Origin of the sequence: Streptomyces aquilus, from assembly GCF_003955715.1 — a bacterium.
GTDB lineage: Bacteria > Actinomycetota > Actinomycetes > Streptomycetales > Streptomycetaceae > Streptomyces > Streptomyces aquilus.
The window spans coordinates 8,642,028-8,664,400 of the sequence record NZ_CP034463.1 but is presented as its reverse complement, the minus strand read 5'-3'; the positions used below and the strand labels follow the sequence as shown (position 1 = coordinate 8,664,400).

General features: G+C 71.0%; 19 protein-coding genes and 1 riboswitch. Of the genes, 3 read left to right on the top strand and 16 right to left on the bottom strand.

Going from position 1 to position 22,373, the window contains the following annotated elements; translation table 11 throughout:
- Positions 1-10: 10 nt before the first annotated feature.
- Positions 11-1,273 (bottom strand): MBL fold metallo-hydrolase, encoded by a 1,263-nt coding sequence (locus EJC51_RS39585; protein WP_126275482.1) that lies wholly within the window; start codon positions 1,271-1,273, stop codon positions 11-13.
- Between the two features lie 86 nt (positions 1,274-1,359).
- A complete protein-coding gene (locus EJC51_RS39580; protein WP_126275481.1) occupies positions 1,360-2,202 on the bottom strand; it encodes an MOSC domain-containing protein in 843 nt (280 codons plus the stop codon).
- A 152-nt stretch (positions 2,203-2,354) separates the two neighbouring features.
- On the opposite strand from EJC51_RS39580, the gene EJC51_RS39575 reads away from it, so the two are divergent.
- Positions 2,355-3,533, top strand: coding sequence for a Glu/Leu/Phe/Val dehydrogenase dimerization domain-containing protein (locus tag EJC51_RS39575; protein WP_126275480.1), 1,179 nt, complete (start codon positions 2,355-2,357; stop codon positions 3,531-3,533).
- Positions 3,534-3,760: 227 nt separating this feature from the next.
- The gene (locus EJC51_RS39570; RefSeq protein ID WP_207924695.1) at positions 3,761-4,381 is read left to right on the top strand and encodes a TetR/AcrR family transcriptional regulator; all 621 of its coding nucleotides are present in this window, start codon (positions 3,761-3,763) and stop codon (positions 4,379-4,381) included.
- A 28-nt stretch (positions 4,382-4,409) separates the two neighbouring features.
- On the opposite strand, the gene EJC51_RS39565 is transcribed toward EJC51_RS39570, so the two are convergent.
- From EJC51_RS39565 to EJC51_RS39535, 7 genes are all read right to left on the bottom strand, one after another.
- Positions 4,410-5,168, bottom strand: a complete 759-nt coding sequence (locus EJC51_RS39565; protein WP_126275479.1) for an SIMPL domain-containing protein — start codon at positions 5,166-5,168, stop codon at positions 4,410-4,412.
- A gap of 114 nt (positions 5,169-5,282) precedes the next feature.
- Positions 5,283-6,068 carry an SGNH/GDSL hydrolase family protein gene (locus EJC51_RS39560; RefSeq protein ID WP_126277309.1) on the bottom strand — a complete coding sequence of 262 codons (786 nt, stop codon included), beginning with the start codon at positions 6,066-6,068 and terminating at the stop codon, positions 5,283-5,285.
- 145 nt (positions 6,069-6,213) lie between these two features.
- Positions 6,214-6,930 carry a DUF6250 domain-containing protein gene (locus EJC51_RS39555; RefSeq protein WP_126275478.1) on the bottom strand — a complete coding sequence of 239 codons (717 nt, stop codon included), beginning with the start codon at positions 6,928-6,930 and terminating at the stop codon, positions 6,214-6,216.
- Positions 6,914-7,963, bottom strand: a complete 1,050-nt coding sequence (locus EJC51_RS39550; protein ID WP_126275477.1) for a GDSL-type esterase/lipase family protein — start codon at positions 7,961-7,963, stop codon at positions 6,914-6,916. The genes EJC51_RS39555 and EJC51_RS39550 overlap by 17 nt, the downstream gene beginning before the upstream one ends.
- Positions 7,960-10,683 carry an exo-rhamnogalacturonan lyase family protein gene (locus EJC51_RS39545; protein ID WP_126275476.1) on the bottom strand — a complete coding sequence of 908 codons (2,724 nt, stop codon included), beginning with the start codon at positions 10,681-10,683 and terminating at the stop codon, positions 7,960-7,962. The genes EJC51_RS39550 and EJC51_RS39545 overlap by 4 nt, the downstream gene beginning before the upstream one ends.
- Before the next feature lie 213 nt (positions 10,684-10,896).
- A complete protein-coding gene (locus tag EJC51_RS39540; RefSeq protein ID WP_126275475.1) occupies positions 10,897-11,835 on the bottom strand; it encodes a M23 family metallopeptidase in 939 nt (312 codons plus the stop codon).
- A gap of 2 nt (positions 11,836-11,837) precedes the next feature.
- Positions 11,838-12,008: riboswitch (cyclic di-AMP (ydaO/yuaA leader) on the bottom strand.
- A gap of 307 nt (positions 12,009-12,315) precedes the next feature.
- A complete protein-coding gene (locus tag EJC51_RS39535) occupies positions 12,316-14,397 on the bottom strand; it encodes an alpha-galactosidase (protein ID WP_126275474.1) in 2,082 nt (693 codons plus the stop codon).
- Between the two features lie 179 nt (positions 14,398-14,576).
- Between EJC51_RS39535 and EJC51_RS39530 the strand changes: the two genes are divergently transcribed.
- A complete protein-coding gene (locus EJC51_RS39530) occupies positions 14,577-15,374 on the top strand; it encodes a tyrosine-protein phosphatase (RefSeq protein ID WP_126275473.1) in 798 nt (265 codons plus the stop codon).
- A 15-nt stretch (positions 15,375-15,389) separates the two neighbouring features.
- Here the strand turns inward: EJC51_RS39530 and EJC51_RS39525 are convergent, their stop codons facing one another.
- The 7 genes from EJC51_RS39525 to EJC51_RS39495 all read right to left on the bottom strand — a co-directional run bounded on the left by EJC51_RS39525 (position 15,390) and on the right by EJC51_RS39495 (position 22,373).
- Positions 15,390-15,512, bottom strand: coding sequence for a DUF6126 family protein (locus EJC51_RS39525; protein ID WP_079308396.1), 123 nt, complete (start codon positions 15,510-15,512; stop codon positions 15,390-15,392).
- Complete coding sequence (locus EJC51_RS39520; protein WP_126275472.1) at positions 15,509-16,126, bottom strand: helix-turn-helix domain-containing protein; 618 nt, start codon at positions 16,124-16,126, stop codon at positions 15,509-15,511. Before EJC51_RS39520 ends, EJC51_RS39525 begins: the two co-directional genes overlap by 4 nt.
- Positions 16,127-16,200: 74 nt before the next feature.
- Positions 16,201-17,586 carry an aspartate aminotransferase family protein gene (locus tag EJC51_RS39515; protein ID WP_126275471.1) on the bottom strand — a complete coding sequence of 462 codons (1,386 nt, stop codon included), beginning with the start codon at positions 17,584-17,586 and terminating at the stop codon, positions 16,201-16,203.
- On the bottom strand, positions 17,583-19,514 hold the full coding sequence (gene dxs, locus EJC51_RS39510; protein WP_126275470.1) for a 1-deoxy-D-xylulose-5-phosphate synthase: 1,932 nt from the start codon (positions 19,512-19,514) through the stop codon (positions 17,583-17,585). Before dxs ends, EJC51_RS39515 begins: the two co-directional genes overlap by 4 nt.
- A gap of 27 nt (positions 19,515-19,541) precedes the next feature.
- Entirely contained in the window at positions 19,542-20,699 is a 1,158-nt protein-coding gene (gene ispG / locus EJC51_RS39505) for a flavodoxin-dependent (E)-4-hydroxy-3-methylbut-2-enyl-diphosphate synthase (protein ID WP_126275469.1), read from the bottom strand.
- Between the two features lie 4 nt (positions 20,700-20,703).
- Positions 20,704-21,726 carry an adenosyl-hopene transferase HpnH gene (gene hpnH, locus EJC51_RS39500; protein WP_126275468.1) on the bottom strand — a complete coding sequence of 341 codons (1,023 nt, stop codon included), beginning with the start codon at positions 21,724-21,726 and terminating at the stop codon, positions 20,704-20,706.
- A 5-nt stretch (positions 21,727-21,731) separates the two neighbouring features.
- Positions 21,732-22,373, bottom strand: a complete 642-nt coding sequence (locus EJC51_RS39495; RefSeq protein ID WP_126275467.1) for a phosphorylase family protein — start codon at positions 22,371-22,373, stop codon at positions 21,732-21,734.

Here is a 22,373-nt window from a genome sequence, read left to right as displayed (position 1 = left end):
TTCCTGGGGATCAGCCCGCCGGCACCGCCGCCGGCTCCCCGCTCCCCTCACCTTCCGAACCCACCGACCCCGCCGCGTCCTCCTGGGCCCGCGCCGCCGCCTCCGACGTCGTCTTGATCCCGGCCTCCGTGACGAGCTCCGCCGTCGGCCAGCCCCCGGCGGGCGCCGCCGCGACCCCGCGCCACCACGGCTCGACCGGCACGCCCTCGCCGGTCGGCTCGAAGGGCTCGCCCGGGCGCGGCAGGGCGATGCGCGTGCCCTCCGCGCGGGCCGCCGCGATCGTGCCCTCGCCCGGCTCCGCCCACGCGTGCGTGGCCAGGTTGAAGGTGGCCCAGTGGATCGGCAGCATGAGGCCGGCCGACGGGCCGCCCTGGAGGTCGAGGTGGGCGCGCATGCCCTCCGCCGGCGTCATGTGGATGTCCGGCCAGAAGTCGCTGTACGCGCCGATCTGGATCATCGTGGCGTCGAACGGCCCGTGCTCGGCGCCGATCTCCTTGAAGCCGTCGAAGTAGCCGGTGTCACCGCTGTGGTAGACCCGGTGGGCCTCCCCTTCGACGACCCAGGACGCCCAGAGCGTGTGCTGGGTGTTGCGCAGACCGCGGCCGCAGAAGTGGCGGGCCGGAGTGGCGGTGAGGGTGAGCCCGCCGACCTTGGTCGCCTCGTGCCAGTCCAGCTCGCGCAGCCGGCCGGCGGAGACGCCCCAGTGTTCGAGGTGGGCGCCGACGCCGAGCGGCACGGCGAACAGGGTGTCCGTGTCGGCCAGCGCCTTGATGGTGGGCATGTCCAGGTGGTCGTAGTGGTCGTGGGAGATGACGACGACGTCGACCGGGCCCAGCGCGGCCAGTGGCAGCGGCACCGGGTGGAGCCGCTTCGGGCCCGCGAAGGGGAACGGGGAACAGCGCTCGCCCCAGACCGGGTCGAAGAGCACCCGGTGTCCGTCGATCTCGGCGAGCACGCTGGAGTGGCCCATCCAGGTCAGCCGCAGCCCGGTGACCGGCGGCTTCGCGATGTCGGCCAGGGTGGTCGGGTGCACCGGGATCGTGCCCTTGGGCGAGCGGCGGGGGCGCTCCTCCTTGTCGAAGAAGACCTTCGCGAGCTCCAGCGTCGAGCCGGAGGGCCGGATCCGGGCCTCGCCACCCGGGTTCTGGAAGACGCCGTCCTTGAAGTGGGGCGACCTGCGGATGCGGGCGAGGCGCTCACCGCTCGGGTCCACACCGAAGGCCTCGGGCTGCAGGGCGCGGAGCCCGGAGCTCAGGGAACCGAAAACGGACACGGTACCTCCAGGTGGAGTCGGTGAGGTCTTCCATTATGGTCGGCCTCTCCGACAAACCCGGATCGCCGTGGTCACGGGCGTATGAACTACACCTCGGCCGGGTGCGGCACCTCGGCCTCGCCCCACGCCGTGACGTCCACCTCGTCGCCGACCGCCACCTTCCCCGGTCGCGGCACGGAGAACTTCACGCCGAACACCGTGCCGGCGGCTCCGCGCCGGTATCCGGCCAGGGTGCGGATGGGTTCGGGGCCGTCCTTGGCGCCGTGTTCCTGGTCCACCAGGGTGACGGCGCAGCGGACGGCGAGCTTCGCGTAGGCCAGCTCGGTGTCGCCGATCCGTATGCGGTGGGCGCGGTCCTCGGTGTGCGGGACGTCCCAGCCGCCGATCACGATGTTGGGGCGGAAGCGGTTCATGGCCAGGGGTTCCGCGCCGCGTTCGGCGAGCTTGCCGTTGAGCAGGTCGAGGCTGGACCGCGACAGGACGTGCAGGGCGCCGCTGTCCGCCCAGCCCGCGGTTCCCGGTGTCCGGCCGTCGGTCACCCTGTCGTGCTCCGGTGGCACCCGCACGAGCCTGCTCGGGGCGCCGAGCACCTCGGAGAGCCACTGCGCGACGGTGTCGCCCTGGTCGATGCCCCGGTACGGCGTCCCGAACAGCTCGACCGGCCGCCGTACGCCGGTGGTGTCGACGTCGACGGCCACTTCGCCGTGGTCCGGCGCGCGGAGCGTGAGCCGCTCGCCGGCGCTGTCGACGCCGGGCAGGATCAGCGCGAGCCGGGGGTCACGCCGCTGCGTCCGGAACACCCCCTCCTCACTGACGACCATGAAGGAGCGGTCGTGCGCGAGCCCGGCCGGCGTCACCGCCGCCTCGCTCGCCGGGATCCCGGCACACCCCTTCACCGGGTAGTACGTCAACTCGACGACCTTGGCCATCCCCGTCCCCCTTCGCGATCAGTACGTTCCCAAAGGGAACCTATCGAGGGCGCGCGGTGTGCTGTCAATCGCGTTTCGGTTCGGATTGACACCACGCCGGACATGTCAAGAAGATACTGACTCGTTGTTCAGTAACCGCCCCAGGAGCCCCCATGACCACCCCCTTGCTCTCGCTCACCTGGACCGACCACGTCACCGGTCGCCAGGGCTTCCTGGTCGTCGACCGGCTGGTGCGCGGAGTCTCCAGCGGCGGGCTGCGGATGCGTGAGGGCTGCACCTTGGAGGAGGTCACCGGGCTCGCCCGCGGCATGACCATGAAGGAGGCGCTGCACTACAACCCCCAGGGCCGTTACGTCCCGTTGGGCGGCGCCAAGGGCGGCATCGACTGCGATCCCCGGGACCCGGCGGCGTACACCCTGCTCGTGCGCTTCCTGCGCGCGATGCGACCGTACGTCGAGAGTTTCTGGACCACGGGCGAGGACCTCGGCCTGACCCAGGACCTGGTGGACCGGGCGGCGGCCGAGGCGGGGCTCGTCTCATCCGTCCAGGCCGTCTATCCCCTGCTGGACGACGAGAAGGCGGCTCGGAAGCGGCTCGCGGACGCGTTCGCCGTCGAGGTGGACGGCATCGGGCTCGACGAACTGGTCGGCGGCTGCGGGGTCGCCGAGTCGGTGCTCACGGCCCTGGACCGGGCCGGCGTGCCGCACGCCGGGACGCGAGTCTGCGTGCAGGGGCTCGGCACGATGGGCGGAGCGACGGCGAGGTTCCTCGCGCGCGCGGGCCTGACGATCGTCGCCGTCGCCGACATCAAGGGCACGATCGCCAACCCCGAGGGCCTGGACGTCGAGGCGCTGCTCGCCGCTCGGGACGCCTACGGCACCGTCGACCGTGCCGTGCTCCGGCCCGGCGACCGCGAACTGCCGGGCGACGCCTGGCTGTCCGTCGACGCGGAGGTGCTGGTGCCGGCCGCCGTGTCGTACGCGATCGACGTCGCGAACCAGGAGCGTGTCACCGCCCGCTGGATCGTCGAGGCGGCCAACATGCCCGTCCTGCCCGCGGCCGAGGCCCTGCTGGCCGCGCGCGCCGTCACCGTGCTGCCGGACGTGGTCGTGAACTCCGGCACGAACGCCTGGTGGTGGTGGACCCTGTTCGGCGACATCGGCGCCGACGCGGAGGAGGCGTTCACCCACACCCGCCGCTCCATGCGCGCCCTGGTCGAGCAGATGCTGGCCCGCGCGGAGGCCGACGGGACGTCCCCGCGGGCCGCCGCCCACGCGATCGTCGCGGAGCGGCTGCCGGCGATCGCCGAGCGGTTCGGGTGGTACCGGTAGGGGTGGAGGTCCCATCTCCCCGGGCACCGGCACTGGTACCGGTGCGGACGGAGGTCCCATCTCCCCGGGCACCGCCACTGGTACCGGTAGGGGCGGAGGTCCCATCTCCCGGGCACCGCCACTGGTACCGGTAGGGGCGGAGGTCCCATCTCCCGAGCACCGGCACTGGTACCGGTGCGGACGGAGGTCCCGTCTCCCCGCGCACCGGCACGGATTAGGGTGGCCGCGTGGCGAGAGTGCGGTTGAGCGTGGCGGAGCGGCGCGAGGAATTGCTGCGGGCCGCCATCGGGCAGATCGAGGAGCGCGGCGTGGCGGCGGTCAGGATCGCCGACGTGGCCTCGTCGCTCGGGGTGAGCAACGCGCTGGTGCTGTACCACTTCTCGACCAAGGAGAAGCTGGTCGCCGCCGCGTTCACGTACGCCGCCGAGGACGACCTCGCCCAGCTGCGCAAGCTGCTCGGCCGCCGGACCACGGCGCTGCGCCGGCTGCGGTCGGCCGTGCGCTGGTACGCGCCCACGGGTCAGGCCAAGGGCTGGCGGCTGTGGATCGAGGGCTGGGCGGCCTCCTTGCGCGAGCCCGCCCTCCAGGAGGTCACCCGCGAGCTCGACAAGCAGTGGAAGGCGGCGATCGCCGAGGTCATCGCGCAGGGCGTGGCCGCGGGCGAGTTCCGGTGCCCGGACCCGGCCGCCTCGGCCCTGCGGCTGACCGCCCTGCTCGACGGACTCGCCGTCCAGCTGACGTCGTACCCGGGCGCCGTGTCCCGGGCGCGCGCCCAGGAGTGGGCGGACGAGGCACTGGCCCGGGAACTCGGGCTGGGAGCCGGCACGTTGAGCGCCCAGGAGCGCTGAAGGCGGCGGCCCTCGCGGCGGGCCTCGCTCAGGTCAGTTCGTACACCGCCGTGACCGTAGCCGTGGCCTTGATCTCCCCCGGCGCCAGCGGTACCGCGCCGAAGCCGGCGGGCGCGTCCGCGGACACGGGTGGGGACGGGGCGAAGTAGCCGGTGCCGCCCTCGTTCAGGGAGACGAGGCGGCCGAGGTGGAGGCCGGCGAGGCGGGCGTACTGGGCGGCCTTGGTGTGGGCGTCGTCGTGCGCGGCCTCGCGGGCGCGGGCCTGGAGCGGACGGCGGTCGTCGAGGTCGAAGACGACGGAGGTGATGCGGCCCGCGTCGCCGGTGGCGTCGGTGACGGCCTGGAGGAGCGCACCGGTGGCGGCCGGCTCGCGGACCTTGATCGAGAAGGACTGGGCGGCCTGGTAGCCCTTCAGCGTGGACTCGCCGTCCGTGTAGTCGTAGACGGGGCTGAGGGACACGTTCTCGGTCCGGATGTCCCGGTCGGCGACGCCTTGGGCACGGACCGCCTTCAACAGCGCGGCGGACGCCGTGTTCTGCGCCTCGAGCGCGGCCTGCGTCGTCTTGGCGACGGCCTCCACCCCGGCGCCGACCAGGGCGATGTCCGGCTCGCCGACCGCGCTGCCCTCACCGGTCACGGTGACGGTGGCGGGAGCCGCGGCGACGGCGATCGAGGGAGCGTGGCCGCCGGTGCCGGCCGCGAGGGCCGCCGGGGCCGCGACGGTGGGCAGGCCCAGGGCGAGGAGGGTCACGGCGACCGCCGTGACCGGCGTACGGGGAACGGGCATGCGCGTCCGGTCCTTCCGGGGTGGGGCGACAGTGCGGTCATCCCAGCACCACGTCATGAACCGGACCGCGCACCACTCCCGCGCGGTCACCTCACTGGTGGAGCACGCGCCCGGTCAGGCCACCTTGCCGATCCGCATCTTGATGTCGTCCGGCGACAGCGCCCCCTTGGCCGTCACATGGTCGCCCGAGGACTCACCGCGCAACCGCCGCCCGATCCACGGCACCAGGTACTCCCGCGCCCAATGGACGTCGTCCCGCCGCACCTCCAGCGTGCCGCGGGGCGGCAGCGGGGGCCACGGCTGGTCGGGGTCGGCCGGGACCGCCAGGCCGAGCACCTGGCCCGCCCGGAGCGCCACGCGCGTGTGCCCCTCGGGAGAGAGGTGGAGCCGGTCGCCGTCCCAGGCCCGGCGGTCCTGGACCGTCTTCAGCGACCACAGGTCGAGCACGGGACAGCCGTACCGGTCGGCGATGGCCCGCACATGTCCGTTGTACGTCGCGATCTTGCCGCGCAGATGCTTGAGCACCGGCACGCCACGGGTGTCGAAGCCGGTCGTCACCATGACGGTGCCGGCGACGGCGGTGAGCCGCTCGATCGCCCGCTCGAAGCGCTCGGCGACCTCGTCGGGGTCGGTGCCGGGCCGGATGATGTCGTTGCCGCCCGCGCAGAAGGAGACCAGGTCGGGGGCGAGCTCCAGGGCCTTCGGAAGCTGGTCCTCGACGATCTGGTCGAGGAGCTTCCCGCGCACGGCGAGGTTGGTGTACCGGAAGTCGCCCTCGGGCAACCGGTCCGCGAGAAGCACCGCGAACCGGTCGGCCCAGCCGACGAATGCCCCGTCGGGGCCGGGATCGCCCACGCCCTCGGTGAAGCTGTCCCCCACCGCAACGTACGACCCGATCACTGCTCTGCTGTCACTCTTCGAATCGTCTGCCACATCGGCCCATGATTCCCCTTCGAATGTGACCTACGCGACCGTAAGGAGGGCTTGACGTGCGGTGATATAAGCCACTCCTAAAGTGTTGGCCAAGCCTGGAATACCTCTCCGTTCAGGGATGTTGTGGGCTCAACCGCCACACCCGGAAGTCGCTGAAGCGGAAGTGGCTCCATGTGGTGCGGAAGGCGAAGTGGCCGCTGGTGTACGGCTCCGGGTCGCTGTAGTCGAAGACCAGCCGCCCGTTGACCCACCACCGCTGGGTGGAGCCGTCGGACACGATCCGGACCCGGTGCGGCTGATCGGGCACGAGCAGCGGCTCCGTGTAGTCGTAGACCAGCGGCCGCACCCCGGCCTCGCCGACGTACCGGCGCAGCCGGGTGGTGGTGTTGGTGTTGGCGCCGTAGCCGACGTAGTAGGTCTTGAGGTAGTCGTACTCGGCCAGGGCGCCGCCACGCTGGGTGGCGAAGAGGTCGTCGGGGGACCGGACGTCGGTCGCGTTCCAGAAGTTGTTGAGGTCGGAGACCCGGTCGTTGACGCCGCCCGCGGAGACGGGGGTCGCCGTGTACTCGATGACGTACGGGCCTTCGAGGCGCTTGCGGAACCAGATCGTCGCGCCGGCGGGGACGTCGGACTCCAGGACGCCGCGGGAAGCGGTGACGGTGCCGCCCTTCTCCAGTTCGACGGCCCACTGGCCGAGGCCGTGCCGGAAGTCGTCGTGGGCGAGGAGACGGCGGTGGCGCGGGGTCGCGCTCGCGCCGGCTGCGGGGGCGAGGGCCGCGAGGGCGACGCCTGCGGCGAGGGCTCCGAAGGCTCTACGCGTGGTGGTCATGGGAGACGGCTCCTTCCAGAAGGGCGATCAGTCGGTCGGCCACCTTGCGATGGCCTTGGGCGCTGGGGTGGACGTCCCCGTTGAAGTCGCCCTCCGCCGGGGAGAGCCAGCCGCTGGTGTCGACGAACTCGACGCGCCGGTCCGCGAGTTCGGCGACGACGGCCGCGATGTCGTCGGCGTGCGCCCCGGTGAGGGGCCGCAGCGCGAGGATGCGGGCGTGCGGTGCGGCGGCCCGCAGCTCGTCCAGGTAGGCGCGGTAGGCGGCACGGAACTCCGCCGGGCCCCACGCGGTGTCGTTGGTGCCCTGGTTCACCACGATCACATCGGCGTGCCGGTCCGAATCCGCCCTGGAGCCGGCGTAGTTCCAGCCATAGGCGTCGGATGCCGTCGGCACTCCCCCGTTGCCCGTCCGGAGCACCCCCTGCCGTCCGAAGCCGACCTGGGTCAGGGAGGCGTGCAGGGCGTCGGCGACCAGCGTGGGGTAGGCGGCGGTGCCGTCGGCGCAGTCCGAGGTGTTGACCTCGCACAGGGCCATGACGCCCTGCGTGACGGAGTCGCCGTAGAAGGCGAACCGCGGCTCGTGCACGGGCCGTTGCGGCAGCAGCCGCCCGCGCACGCCGGTCAGCACGACGCCGGTCTCCAGGGGCGGGGTCCACCGGTTCGCGCGGGAGAACACGTCCTTCACCGACAGCTCGACCCGGTGCGGGCCGCGCCCGGCTGCGGTGATCTCGATGTCCTCGCGGTCGACGGCGTACAGCCGCTTCGGGCCGCCGTCGACCGACACGTGGATCTGCGCGGGCACGGTGATCGACGAGACGTCGAACAGGGCGTGGACGCTGTCCCCGGTGAAGCGGAAGCCCAGCCGGGAACCGGAGGTGACGGTGACCGCCGCCTCCGCGGTGCGCCCCCAGTGGCCCTCGTAGGCGAGGCGCCGGTCATCCGGTCGCACGAGGTCCCCGGAGGCCGCCACGGGTTGTACCGCCCCCATGACCAGGCCCGCGGCCACCGCCGCGATCAGTGCGGCACGTCTCATGACGGGATCCGATCGCCGATCAGGGCGAGGTTCTGGATGGCCGCGAGCGCCCACTGGGCCGAGGAGTTGGTGGAGATCCAGGGGATCTCCTCGGTCGTCCGCAGCACCGCCGGCGCCTTGATCGTCACGGGGTTCCAGTCGTTGGACGGGAAGTAGGTGTCGCTGCCGGTGAAGAACTCCTTCCACGCGCGCGTGGCGAGCGTCGGGTCGTTCCTGCGCTGGGCCGCGTAGGCGGTGATCCGCGAGTGCGCGGCGGGCAGCGCCGACTTCCAGGTGGAACCGGTGAGTTGCTTCTTCTGGGCGTCGGTGGCGTTGTAGTACTGCGCGTAGTTCAGCCAGGTGGTGCGGAACTCGGGCTCCTCGTCGCCGAACAAGGACACGAGTTCGCTGTTGGTCTCGACGAGGCCGAACACGGCACTCAGGTGCGACACGCTCACGGCCGTGCTCGTGGTGATCGCGAACTTGCCGGTGTCCGCGTCGAGCAGACCCGTGCCGGTGAAGAAGCCGGCCGGCTGCGCGGCGATCGTCCGCAGCGAGTTGACCAGCTTCGCCTTCGCCTTCTCGGCGTTGGGGCCCCGCCGCTCCCACTCGGTGAGCCAGGCCGCCGAGATGCCGCCCCAGTCGGTTCCGAAGCCGACGGACAGCGCGTGCCGGTCGTCGGGCGTGTAGCCGTCGGTGCGGACCTTGCGCTGCGGGTCGACCGCCAGGAACGTCCGCTCCACGTCGACGAGTTCGGACAGCAGGTCGCCGGTGCGTTCGTCGCCGGTGAGGAAGTAGAGGAAGCGGCGGTTGGCGGCCGTGGAGATGCGGACCTGCTTGGCGCTGTCCGCCCAGTGCTGCACGCCGTGCCGGGTGCCGAGGCCCGCCCACTTGCCGAGGTGGTAGACGTCGACCTCGCCGGTGTGCCGGGTCATCGCCTCCGCGAACCGGAACACCTCGGCGGACCCGGTGCGCAGGAAGTGGTACCAGAGCCAGAGGTCGGTGCCCAACTCCGAGTTGTCCCAGGCGTATCCGCCGACGTCGTACCGCCAGACGTGCCGGTCGTTGTCGTAGGTGTGCTGGACGTCGCCGTAGTCGAGGAAGCCGTACCAGCGGTGCTGTTCACGCTGGTCGCGGTAGTAGGCGAACAGGTCGTCGAGGTGGTCCTCGATCGCCGAACGCGCCGCGCTGGACCGGTCGACGGGCGCCCAGTCGCCGAACACCCCGGCAGCATGCAGTCGTTGGGGCGTCGCGGCGAGCAGCGGCGGGGTCGCGACGGCGGCGGCCTGCGCGGCGAGAACATCGGCGGAAGGGGTCTTCTCGACGGCCCAGAAGGTCAGTTCACTCGTCCGCGCGATGCCGTACGGGGTGCCGAAGCCCGGCTCGTAGTCCTCGTACGTGATCTCCAGTCCGCCGTCGGACTGCTCCTCGTACGTGTCCTGCCCCAACCCGTCGTGGTAGAAGCGCAGGTCGAGCGGCTGGGCCTCCGGCGAGTACAGCCATACGGTGGCCTCGGCGGCGTCTCCCGCCGCTCCGCGTACGTCCAGCTGGGCCGGGTGGCGCTGCCAGAAGTCCCGTAGTCCGAAGGAGAGTCCGCCGCTCGCACCGCCGACGTAGCCGAGGCCTCCGGCACGGCGGCCGGCCGCGGCGTGGATCCAGCCGTAGCCGGCCTTGGTGCGCTTGCGGACGGTGTAGCCGTCGGCGTTGGGCTGGGTCAGGGTGTAGTCGCCCCAGGCCGGGATGTAGGCGAGGCGGTCGGCGACCCGGGGGTCCCAGGTCGAGGTGGCGGGCAGCCGCTCACCGGCGATCTGGGCCGCGCGCACCGCCGCTCCGGGGTCGCGGCGCAGCCCGGTGATGCCCTGGACGGCCTCGCTGAACAGACCGCCGCCGGAGTCGGCGAACCGCACATGGCGGTCGTAGGGCCGGTCGCTCAGCGGCACGGTGAAGCGGACGCCCAGACCGCGCAGGAAGTCCCCCTGATCCGAGCCCGGCGTCTGCTCGCCGTCCCAGACGAAGGTGTGCACCAGACGGAAGGAGTCGGCACCGGCGAAGAAGGAGAAGCGCAGGGTGTACGGCAGCCAGGCCCGCCCGCCGTCGCGGTGCCGGCCCTCGACGCGGACGACGGCCCGGACCGGACCGTCCTGCTCCACCTCGACCTTCTCGACCCGGCCGGCGAAGTGCGAGAGGTCCGCGCCCTCCCGCACCGACTCCTGCCGCAGGGCGACCAGCTTGCCGTTCCGGGCGATCTCGGCCGACCCGCGCCGCACACTCCGTACGACGGTGTCGGAGCCCTTGGCGCCGAACACGGCGGTGATGACGCCGGTCGACACCTCGACGCGGCCCGCGGACCGGGTGACCGTGACCTGCTGCTCCGGCGCGGCCGGAGTGCCCGCCGCGAGCTTGTAGGCGGAGGCCTTCGGCGCGCCGGGTGCGAGGGCGTGCGCCGTCCACTTCACCGAGCCGTCAGGCCAGTAGCCGGTGACCCAGCTCTGGACGGGGACGTCGTCGCCCGCGGCGGTCGTCAGCCGGAAGGACTGCTCCGGCCGGTACGCCCCGCGCGCCCACGGCACGCCCCAGGTGGCACCGGCGTGGACGTCGGGCGCCGAGCCCTCCAGCCAGTGCAGTTCGGTGTCGTCGGCGTCCGCCGCGGCGGCGGTGCGGGACAGTGCCCAGGAGAACTGGGCCGCGGCGGCCGCGGCTGCGGCGCCCTTGATGACGGTGCGTCGGTCGACGCCGGGCACGGGGACCTCCGGATGCGGGTGCGGATGCCATGACGGTCAGAAAGCGCTTGCATCGCTTCGGAGATCACTGTGGTCCCACCCTCGCCTCCCTGTCGACGCTTTGGGCAGCCGCGCCACAAGACCGCAATGAACCGATCATGAAACGGCAAGACCCGACACCGAAGGCCGGACCCGGGGATCGGGATCCGGCCTTCGGTGGCATCGGGGGGAGCGTCAGCCGACGGCGACGCCCTTCGAACGGAGGTACCCGACCGGGTCGATGTCCGAGCCGTAGTCCGGCGTCGTCCGGATCTCGAAGTGGAGGTGCGGACCCGTCACGTTGCCGGTGGCACCGGAGAGGCCGACCTGCTGCCCCTCGGTGACGGTCTGGCCGGCCGAGACCGAGAGCGCGGACAGGTGGGCGTACTGCGCGTAGTAGCCGTCGGCGAGCCGGATGACGACCTGGTTGCCGTACGCGCCGCCCCAGCCGGCGGAGACGACGGTGCCCGCGCCCACGGCCTTCAGCGAGGTGCCGGTCGGGACGACGAAGTCGACGCCCGTGTGGTAGCCGCTGGACCACATGCTGCCGGCCACGTGGTAGCCCGTGCCGACGGTGGCGCCGGAGACGGGCAGGGTGAAGCCGCTGGAGCTGCCGGTGCCGGCGGACTCGCTGCTCTGGGTGGCGGTCGTCGCGTTCGAGGAGGACGAGGACTTCTCGGTGCTCGTGGACTTCTCGGAGCCGGCGGACCTGTCCGTGCTCGCCGCCGCCTTCTTGCCCAGCGTGAGCTTCAGGCCGGGGTGGATGAGCGAGGGGTCGGAACCGACGGCCTCACGGTTGTCCGAGTACAGCTTCTTCCAGCCGCCGGTGACGTTCTGCTCGTCGGCGATCTTCGAGAGGTAGTCACCGGCCTTCACCGAATAGGTGCGCACGGTCGCGGTGTTCGCGGCGCCCTTCTTCTGCGTGGCCTTCTCGGTGGCCGTCTTCGCGGCGACCGGAACGGACCGGACGGCCTTTTCCGAAACCGACTGCGCCACGGACTGACCGGTGGCCGCGTGGGCGCCTGCGGCCCCCATCAGAGGCAGGGCGAGTGCGGCGCCACCGGTTCCGGCGACGGCGATCGAGCGGGTGAGGCGCTGGGACTTCGGACGGCGGTGCTTACCCTTCGCGGGCATGGCGAATTCCTCTCCGGCGCCTGCGAGGTGAGCTGTCGGGTGCGGACTGGAGATGTCCGGACGCACCGAGGTGCGACTTAACCCCAAGCCTGTTCCGGAAGACCGGTCCAGGCGGTTGTACCTGTGGGTCCCCCGCTCCTGCCGTTCACGGGTGAGTTGTGCGGATTCCGGTCGGCGGCAGGATTGGGCGTCCGTCCGGATTGGTGGCGAACGTAAGCGAGGAAGACGCAAAGGGACAAGTAAGAGGTTCCAGGGTGATTGCGTTCCTCTTGATCCGCCGCGAAATTCACGGTCACCCTCCGTGTTTTGGCGGGCCTTCCCGGAACGCAATCACCCAGCTTTTGACAGCGAATTACGTGAACATGACGAACGACTCAGGGTCACCGATATGACGCTGCTCACGTGCCGTTCGCACAGCTTCCCTTATTCCAGAGCGAGTTGGAATGAAGGCTACGGAAGCCACCAATTCGGACAGAAAGCTCAGATGCGACGCAGCCGTAGAACTGCCGCATCCAGATCGCCCCGCAATCCCACCCGCAGCCCGTGATGCAGCAATACGGCACCTCTGTGAATTTCGCCCGTTTCACGGCATTCATACGACGCCTTCGGGTCGAGCCCGCGCAGCCGCAGCGCCGGAACGGGTTCGCCGTACCGCTGCGACTGGAGCCAGGCCAGGACGACGGTCTCGTCCCCGAGGACGTACTGCACGGCGCTCAGGCCGTCGCCCTGCGGCGCCCGGAGCCGGTACTGGTCGCCGCGCTGCACGAGCGGCCGGATGTCCTTGTAGAGCTCCACCCACTCGCGGGCCTCGGCGAGCTCCTCCTCGCTCCACCGGGTGAGGTCGCCGCCGACACCGAGCACCCCTGCCATGGCGCTGACGAAGCGGAAGCGCAGCGAGCTGACCCGGCCGTTGAGCATGGCGTTCGGACTGTCGGTGACCCAGGCCGCCATCACGCGCGCGGGGTGGATCTGACTGAAGCCGTGCTGGATGGCGAGCCGGTCGAGCGGGTCGGTGTTGTCGGAGGTCCACACCTGGTCCGTACGGCCCAGGACGCCGAGGTCGATGCGGCCGCCGCCGCCCGAGCAGGACTCGAAGGCGACGCCGGGGTGGGCGGCCCGCAGCCGGTCCAACAGGGCATAGAAGGCGTGCACATGGTCGACCCAGAGCCGCTGCGGATAGGCGTCGCCGGGCCAGCCCGCGTCGGTGAAGCAGCGGTTGAAGTCCCACTTCACGTAGTCGATCGGGGCGCTGGACAGCAGGGCGTCGAGCTGCCCCCACAGGTACTCCTGGACGTCCTCGCGCGCGAGATTGAGGACGAGCTGATTGCGCAGCTCCGTCCGCTTTCGTCCCGGCTGGAACTGCACCCAGTCGGGGTGTGCCCGGTACAGGTCGCTGTCCGGGTTGACCATCTCGGGCTCGACCCAGATGCCGAACTGCATCCCGAGCCCGTGCACGTAGTCGGCGAGGGGCTTCAGGCCGCCCGGGAAGCGGTCGCGGTTGACCGTCCAGTCGCCGAGTCCGGCGCGGTCGCTGGTGCGGGCGCCGAACCAGCCGTCGTCCACGACGAACAGCTCGACGCCGATGGCCGCGGCCCGCCGCGCGAGGTTCCCCTGCTGCTCCTCGGAGATGTCGAACTCGGTGGCCTCCCAGGAGTTGAACAGCACCGGACGGTCCTGCTCGGCGTCCGGGACGACGTACGTCCGCTGGTAGGCGTGCCACGCGCGGCTGGCGCCGCCGAAGCCGCCGTCGCTCCACAGCCCCGCGAAGACGGGGGTCGTGAACGACTCACCCGCCGCCAGCCTCAGCAGCCCCGACTCGTCGTACCCGGCACCGCCGGTGATCTGCACGCGCGCGTCGGGGAGTTGGGCCACCGCGATCCGCCAGGAGCCCGACCAGCCGAGCGCGCAGGCGTAGACCTCGCCGCGCTCCTCACCGGCGTCGGTGTCGAGGGCGACCCAGGGCAGGTGCTGGTGGCTGGTGTGGCCGCGGCGGCTGCCGATGACCTTCTCACCGTAGGTGAGGGGGGCGCGCACGAGCCGGGACTCGGCGGCCCAGCGGCCGTGCAGCTGGGAGAGCCGCCAGTCCTCGCGGTCGGGCAGCGTCCAGGTGGCGGAGTCGGCGCGCAGCAGCTCCAGGGCGTCGTCGCCCTGGTTCTCCAGGGTGGTCCAGCGCTCCACCACGTCGCCGCGCATCCGGTAGTGCAGCGTGACGAGGAGACCGCCGTCCCGGAACCGCAGCCTCAGCTCGTCGGCGTCGGCGTCGGTCTCGTACGCCTCGAAGCTCCACTCGGTGCCGCGGCGCTCGTCGGTGCGCACCGAAAGGGCGGGCCGGACGAAGCGGGGGCCACCCTCGACCGGGTACTCCTCGCGCCCGTCGAGCGGGGACTCGAAAGGCCAGTAGTCGGGCAGCGGACGGACCGCGAGCGCCTCGGCGTCCGCAAGGGCGATGGTGGGGCCCCAGTGCAGATGCAGCAGCTCGTCGCCCTCGGTGAGGTGGACGGCGTAGCTGCTGGCGGGCCCGGTCAGGAGCCAGGTGCGGCCGTTGGGGGCGATCTCCAGCATGGAACCTCACAGATACAAACAGGGGCGAACAGTGGCACTCAAGTATCAACATCATCGAGGCCTGAGGTGCCCGGATGCAACGCCTGTGGACAACTCATTGCCCCAGGAACCCATGTCGTATCGTCAAGAGCGTGCCCGTCGGCGAGCCGCGGCGACGGGGCCGGCTGGGAGGAGCCCCCGTGACGCAGCAGATCCCGTCGACCGAGCCCGAGCTGGCCGGAGTCCGCAACTTCCGTGACGTGGGCGGCCTTCCGACCGAGGACGGCCGGCGGGTGCGGTACGGAGTGCTGTTCCGCAGCGGCCATCTCGCGCACGCGACCGACGAGGACGCCGCGTTCCTGGACTCCCTGGGGCTGCACACCATCTTCGACTTCCGCAACGCCTCGGACCAGAAGCTGGAGGGTCCGGACGTCGAGCTGTCGGGGGTGCGCAATGTGAACCTGCCGCTGAGCGACCCGGCGGACGGCGCGGAGTTCTGGAAGATGGTCCGGGACGGCGAGATCGAGCAGCTGCGCGAGATCCTCGGCGACAACAAGGGGGCGAACCGGATGATCGCCTCGTATCGGAAGATCGTGAAGGAGCGCACCGCCGAGCACGCGCGTGTGCTGCACTCCCTCGCCGAGGACAGCGTCCCGGCGCTGATGCACTGCGCGGCGGGCAAGGACCGCGCGGGCCTGTCGATAGCGGTGACGCTGCTGGCGCTCGGCGTGGAGCGGGAGGCGATCGTCGCCGACTACCTGGAGTCCAACGCCAAGCACCGCCGCTACAAGGTGCACCGCAGCAGCAGCTCGGCCGCCGCCTACTCCCCCGAGGTCATGGAGCTGCTCGCGCCGCTCTTCGACGCGCGCGCGGAGTATCTGGAGGCCGCCTTCGAGACCATCGAGGAGACCTGGGGCGGCGTCGACGCCTATCTGGAGCAGGGGCTCGGCATCACGCCGGAGATCCGGGAGCGGCTGCGCGAGCGCCTGCTCGACTAGGGCCGGTCCCGTGACTCACTGCCCGGCGCCCACCTCGAACAGCAGGTAGATGAAGGCCGCGAACACATGGCCGACGGCGATGTAGATGATCAGCCGCACCCACAGGGCTCGCGGGAACTTCTCCTCCATGTCGGTCATGGCGTCTCTCCAGGGGTCGGGCCCAGGCACAGGGTGGCCGTGGGGCTTTGCAGCAGGGTGTGGACGAAGAGCAGCTCGGTCCCGTCGGGGTCCTGGGCCGCGATGCGGTGCGGGGTGAGCGAGTCGAAGTGCGCGCTGTCGCCGGGGCCGAGCCGGTGCGTGGTGTCCCCGAGCCGCAGCCGGAGGCGGCCGCGCAGCACGTACAGCCACTCCTCGCCGGGATGGACGCGCACGATGTCGCCCTGTGAGCCGTACGGCACCTGCACCCGCAGGGCCTGCATGCCGCGTCCGGCCGCTCCGGCCTGCCAGTAGGTCCAGCCTCCGGCGGCGGTCGGTTCCATGTCGGCGGCGCGCACCACGGCGTCCCGTTCGGTGACCGTCTCACCGAGCAGTTCGGAGACGGTCGTACCGTAGACACGGGCGAGCGCGAGCAGCATCGGCAGCGAGGGCTGGCGCTGCCCGGTCTCCAGCCGGGAGAGGTGGGCGGGCGAGAGCCCGGCGCTGCGGGCGGCGGCCTCCAGCGTGAGGGAGGCGCGGCGGCGCAGCGCCCGCAGCTGCGGCGCGACGGCGGGCAGGGAGTCGGCCGGGCCCGGCTCGGATTCCGGAGAGCTCATGCTCTCCATTCAGCCCGAGGTTTGCCTCTGCGGCAAATTTCTTGCCTCAGAGGCAAAAATCCTGGGGAAGACTGCTACCGGTTGGCCACCGCCTGCTTCACGAGCGTCTTGCCGAAGTCCCAGATCAGCCCGCCCCCGCCGTGAGCGTCGTCCATGATCTCCGTGAAGGCGTCGACGAAGCGGTCCACCTCCCGCTCCCCCACCGTCAGCGGCGGAATCAGCTTGATCACCTCCAGGTGGTCGCCGGACACCTGCGTCAGAATCCGGTGCCGCTGGAGCAGGGGTACGACGACCATCTGGGCGAACAGCCCCTTGCGCGCGGCCTGGAGCATGGTCCAACGGCTGCGCAGCGCCAGCGACTTGGGCCGCCCGAACTCGATGCCGACCATCAGGCCCCGGCCGCGCACGTCGGCGAGCAGCTCGTACTTGTCGACGAGCGCCCCGAGCCGGGACTTCAGCAGCTCACCCGTCGCCCGGGCGTTGGCGACGATCTGCTCGTTCTCCATGACGGACAGCACCGCCAGGCCGGCCGCCATGGCCTGCGCGTTGGACCCGAAGCTCGCCGAGTGCACCAGGACGCGGTCGATCGACGAGTAGACCTTCTTGAAGATCCAGTCCTTGCCGAGCGTGGCGCCCACGGGCACATACCCGCCGGACAGTGCCTTCGCCACGCACACCAGGTCGGGTTCGACACCGTCCTCGTGCTGGTAGGCGTAGAAGTCGCCGGTGCGCCCGAGCCCGGTCTGCACCTCGTCCGCGACGAGCAGCGCCTTGTGCTTGTGCAGCAGTTCCTGGGCGGCCCGCAGATAGCCGGGCGGCGCCTCGTGGACGCCCTTGCCCTGGATCGGCTCGACGATCAGGGCGGCTACGTCGCCCTTCTTCAACTCCCGTGCCAGGGCGTCGAGATCACCGAGGGGGACGGCGGTGTCGGGCAGCAGCGGGGCGAAGCCGTCGCGGAAGCCGTCCTCGCCGTTGACCGACAGCGAGCCCGTGGTAAGCCCGTGGAAGGCGTGCTCGCAGTACAGGACGCGGGGCTTGCCGGTGGCACGGCGGGCGAACTTCAGCGCGGTCTCGACCGCCTCGGTGCCGCTGTTGCCGAAGAACACCCGGTCCAGATGCGGGCTGTGCGCGAGCAGCTTCTCCGCCAGCAGCCCGGGCAGCGGCTGGCAGTCGAAGCGGGTGAGGTCCGCGAGGCCGGCGTCGAGGACGTCGTGCAGCGCCTTGCGGACGACGGGGTGGTGGCGCCCCAGGCCCATCACCCCGAATCCGGCGAGCATGTCCAGGTAGTCGTTGCCGTCCGCGTCCCAGAAGTAGGCGCCCTCGGCCCGCTCGTAGACCTTGTCGAAGCCGATGGTGTGCAGCATGCGCGGGAGCTGGTGGTTGAGGTACCTGGTGTGCAGCTCGTAGCGCTCGGCTCCGCGCTCGGCGAGGAGTCTGCCGAGGTCGAACTCGGTGGTCATTCAGCCTTCTCCTTCATGGGGCCGTCGGCTTGCTCCTCGACGGCCAGGGTCTCCTCGGCCTCCTTGACGGTCAGGCTCGCGCTGATCCGTCCGGCGATCTCGACCGGCGTGAGACCGATGTCGGCGAGCACCTCGCCGCGCTTGGCGTGCGCGAGGAACTGCTCCGGGATGCCGAACCGCCGTACCGGTACGTCGACTTCGGCGTCGCCGAGGGCCAGCGCGACCGCGGCGCCGACGCCTGCCGCGCGGCTGTTGTCCTCGACGACGGCGACCAACCGGTGCTCGGCGGCCAGGCCGGGCAGCGCCGCATCGACCGGCTTGACCCAACGGGGGTCCACGACCGTGCAGTTGATGCCCCGCGCCGCCAACAGCTCGGCGGCCTGGAGGCAGACGGGTGCCATGACACCGACGGCCACCATGAGCACCTCGGGCCGTTCCCCTCGGTGCAGCACGTCCATGCCGCCCACATGATCCACCGCGGGGACCGCGGGGCCGACCGACTCCTTCGGGAACCGCACCAGCGTCGGCGCGTCGTCCACCGCGACGGCCTCCCGCAGCTGCGCCCGCAACTGGTCGGCGTCGCGGGGCGCGGCGATCCGCAGGCCGGGGACGACCTGGAGGATCGACATGTCCCACATGCCGTTGTGGGAGGCCCCGTCGACGCCCGTGACCCCGGCCCGGTCCAGGACGAAGGTGACTCCGCAGCGGTGCAGGGCGACATCCATCAGCAACTGGTCGAAAGCGCGGTTCAGGAAGGTGGCGTACACCGCGACGACGGGATGCAGCCCGCCGGTCGCGAGCCCGGCCGCCGACACGGCCGCGTGCTGCTCGGCGATCCCGACGTCCCACACCCGGTCCGGGAAGCGTTCGGCGAACTTGCCGAGCCCCACCGGGTGCAGCATGGCCGCCGTGATCGCCACGACGTCCTCGCGCTCCTGGCCGATCCTGACGATCTCGTCGCCGAACACCGAGGTCCAGGACGGCCCGTTGGACGGTGAGAGGGGCTCGCAGGTGAGCGGGTCCATCACGCCGACGGTGTGGAAGTGGTCCTCCTCGTGGGCGAGGGCGGGTTCGTAGCCGCGCCCCTTCTCGGTGAGGCAGTGGATGAGGACGGGCCCGTGGAAGCGTTTCGCGCGCCGCAGCGCCGACTCGACGGCCCCGATGTCGTGTCCGTCGATGGGGCCGACGTACTTCAGCCCCAGGTCCTCGAAGAGCCCCTGCGGCGCGAAGGCGTCCTTGAAGCCCTTCTTCGCCCCGTGCAGCGCCTCGTACACCGTCATGCCCACGACCGGCGTGCGCTGGAGCACGTCCTTGCCCCAGGCCAGCACCTTCTCGTAGCTGTCGGTCGTGCGCAGGGTGGCCAGGTGGTTGGCGAGGCCGCCGATGGTGGGCGCGTAGGACCGTTCGTTGTCGTTGACGACGATGATCAGCGGCCGGTCCTTGGCGGCCGCGATGTTGTTCAGCGCCTCCCAGGCCATGCCGCCGGTGAGCGCGCCGTCGCCGATGACCGCGACCACGTGCCCCTTCTCGCCCTGCACCTGGCGGGCCTTGGCGAGTCCGTCGGCCCAGCCGAGCGCGGTGGAGGCGTGGCTGTTCTCGACGATGTCGTGCTCGGACTCCTCGCGCGAGGGGTAGCCGGACAGGCCGCCCTTGCCGCGCAGCTTGGAGAAGTCCTGACGCCCTGTCAGGATCTTGTGGACGTAGCTCTGATGGCCGGTGTCCCACACGATGCGGTCGACCGGCGACTCGAAGACCCGGTGGAGCGCGATGGAGAGTTCCACCACCCCCAGGTTGGGCCCGAGGTGTCCGCCGGTCCTGGCGACCGAGTGCACCAGGAACTCTCTGATCTCTTCGGACAGTTCACCGAGTTCCGTCTCGGACAGCGCCTTCAGGTCGCGTGGTCCCCGGATGTTCTCCAGAATCGTCACGCTCGGGCCCCCTTCGGTCCGTGCTGTTCAGCTCACGGTGACGGCCGGCTCCCCCGACGCGACGCCGTCCTGCTCCATCTGTTCGGCGATCTTCATCGCTTCCTCGATGAGGGTCTCCACGATCTTCGACTCGGGGACGGTCTTGACGACCTCGCCCTTCACGAAGATCTGCCCCTTGCCGTTGCCGGAGGCGACCCCGAGGTCGGCCTCCCGCGCCTCTCCGGGGCCGTTGACCACACAACCCATCACGGCTACCCGCAGGGGCACTTCCATGCCCTCCAGGCCCGCCGTGACCTCGTCGGCCAGCTTGTAGACGTCGACCTGGGCGCGCCCGCAGGACGGACACGACACGATCTCCAGACGGCGTTGCCGCAGCCCCAGGGACTCCAGGATCTGGATGCCGACCTTCACCTCCTCGGCGGGCGGCGCGGACAGCGACACCCGGATGGTGTCGCCGATCCCCCGCGACAGCAGCGCCCCGAAGGCGACGGCCGACTTGATCGTCCCCTGGAAGGCGGGGCCGGCCTCGGTGACGCCCAGGTGCAGCGGGTAGTCGCACTGCTCGGCGAGCAGTTGGTACGCCCGCACCATCACCACGGGGTCGTTGTGCTTCACGGAGATCTTGATGTCCCGGAACCCGTGCTCCTCGAAGAGCGACGCCTCCCACAGCGCCGACTCCACGAGCGCCTCGGGCGTCGCCCTGCCGTACTTCTGGAGCAACCGCCGGTCCAGCGAACCGGCGTTGACGCCGATCCGGATCGGCGTGCCGTGATCGCGGGCGGCCCGGGCGATCTCCTTCACCTTGTCGTCGAACTGCTTGATGTTCCCGGGATTGACGCGTACGGCCGCACAGCCGGCCTCGATCGCCGCGAACACGTACTTGGGCTGGAAGTGGATGTCCGCGATCACCGGGATCTGGGACTTGCGGGCGATGGTGGCCAGCGCGTCCGCGTCGTCCTGCGTGGGACAGGCGACGCGGACGATCTGGCAGCCGGACGCGGTGAGTTCGGCGATCTGCTGGAGGGTGGCGCCGATGTCGGAGGTGCGGGTCGTCGTCATCGACTGCACCGACACCGGGGCGCCGCCCCCGACCGCCACCGGCCCGACCTGGATCTGCCGCGACATCCGTCGCTCGGCGATCGGCCGGACCGGCAGCTCGGGGACGCCGAGGGAGACGGCGGTCATGACCTCACTCCCGGTTCCCGGAGACCGTCTCGCGCATCGCGCGCAGCGACTCCTTGAGCGAGCCCATGGTGGCGAGGACGGCGGTGGGCTCGTAGCCGCAGTGCGCCATGCAGTTGGCGCAGCGCGGGTCCTTGCCGCGGCCGTACTTGTCCCAGTCGGTCTCCTCGATGAGTTCGCGGTACGTCGGGACGTACCCGTCGCTCATCAGGTAGCAGGGGCGCTGCCAGCCGAACAGGGAGTAGTTCGGGATCGCCCAGGCGGTGCACGGGAAGTCGACCTTGCCCTCCAGGAAGTCCAGGAAGAGCGGGGAGTGGTTGAGCCGCCACTTGCGCCGGTTGCCGCCCGCGAAGGCCTTCTTGAACAGCTCGCGGGTCTGCTCCACGCCCAGGAAGTGCTCCTGGTCGGGGGCCTTCTCGTAGGCGTAGGCGGGCGAGATCATCATCTCGTCGACCTTGAGGTCGTCGTTGAGGAAGTTGAGCACCTCGATGATGGTCTGCGGGGTGTCGGTGTTGAAGAAGGTCGAGTTGGTGGTGACCCGGAAGCCGCGCTTCTTGGCCTCCTTGATCGCCTCCACCGCCTCGTCGAACACGCCCTCCTTGGCCACGGACTCGTCGTGCCGCTCGCGCAGCCCGTCGATGTGCACGGCGAAGGCGAAGTAGGGCGAGGGCTTGAACTTGTCCATCTTCTTGCGCAGCAGCATGGCGTTGGTGCAGAGGAAGACGTACTTCTTCTTCGCCACCAGCTGCCGCACGATCTCGTCGATCTGAGGGTGCATCAGCGGCTCACCGCCGGCGATGGACACCATCGGCGCACCGGACTCGAGGACCGCCCCGACGGCCTGCGCCACCGGCATGCGCTGCTTGAGCACGCCCGCCGGATGCTGGATCTTGCCGCAGCCCTCGCATTTCAGGTTGCACGCGAAGAGGGGTTCCAGCTCCACGATCAGCGGGAACTTGTCCCGCTTGCGGAGCTTCTGTTCGGCCAAGTATGTAGCGACCTTGATGGACTGACGCAGCGGCATGGCCATCTGGCTCACCTCCTGGGGAGCAGCAAGGAACGGTGCCATTCGTAGAAAGCGGGAAGGACGGAACGAAGGACGCGGAAAGCCGATATTCCACCGCGCACCGTGCCGATCCGGACGAGTTCATGTTCTGGAGCGTCCACGACCACCCGGACGGCCGCAACGGGGCGTGGGCCCGCGCGCACGGCGCTGTGGAGCGTGGCCGCTGACTCCATGTCGACGGCGATCGCGCCGGTCGCGAGCAGATCGGAGCGTTCATGACCGCGTACGACGTGATCGGAGCCGGTGAGGGGTCCGGTGTGGACGGTGCGTCCGGGCAGGGCCCGCACCAGCTCCTTGACGAGTAGGTCGGTTCCCACGCACGGAACGGTTCCCGCCGCATCCCGGGTCTCGTCGGCGACGACGAGGTCGCCCGGGTGCATGCCGGGCGCGAGCCCGGCGCAGAAGCCGGTGGCGAGCACGGCGGCGTCGGCGAGTGCCGGCTCCGCGAGAGCCCGGGTGACGGCCCGCTGGGCCGCCTTGGGACCCATGCCCGTGCGGAGCACGGTGACCGGACCGTCGGCGCCGCCCCGGTCGCCGCTGCGCAGGGCCAGGTGCTCGATGCCGAGCGCGCAGGCGATCAGCAGCGGGGCCGGGGCGGGCGGGGTGCTCAT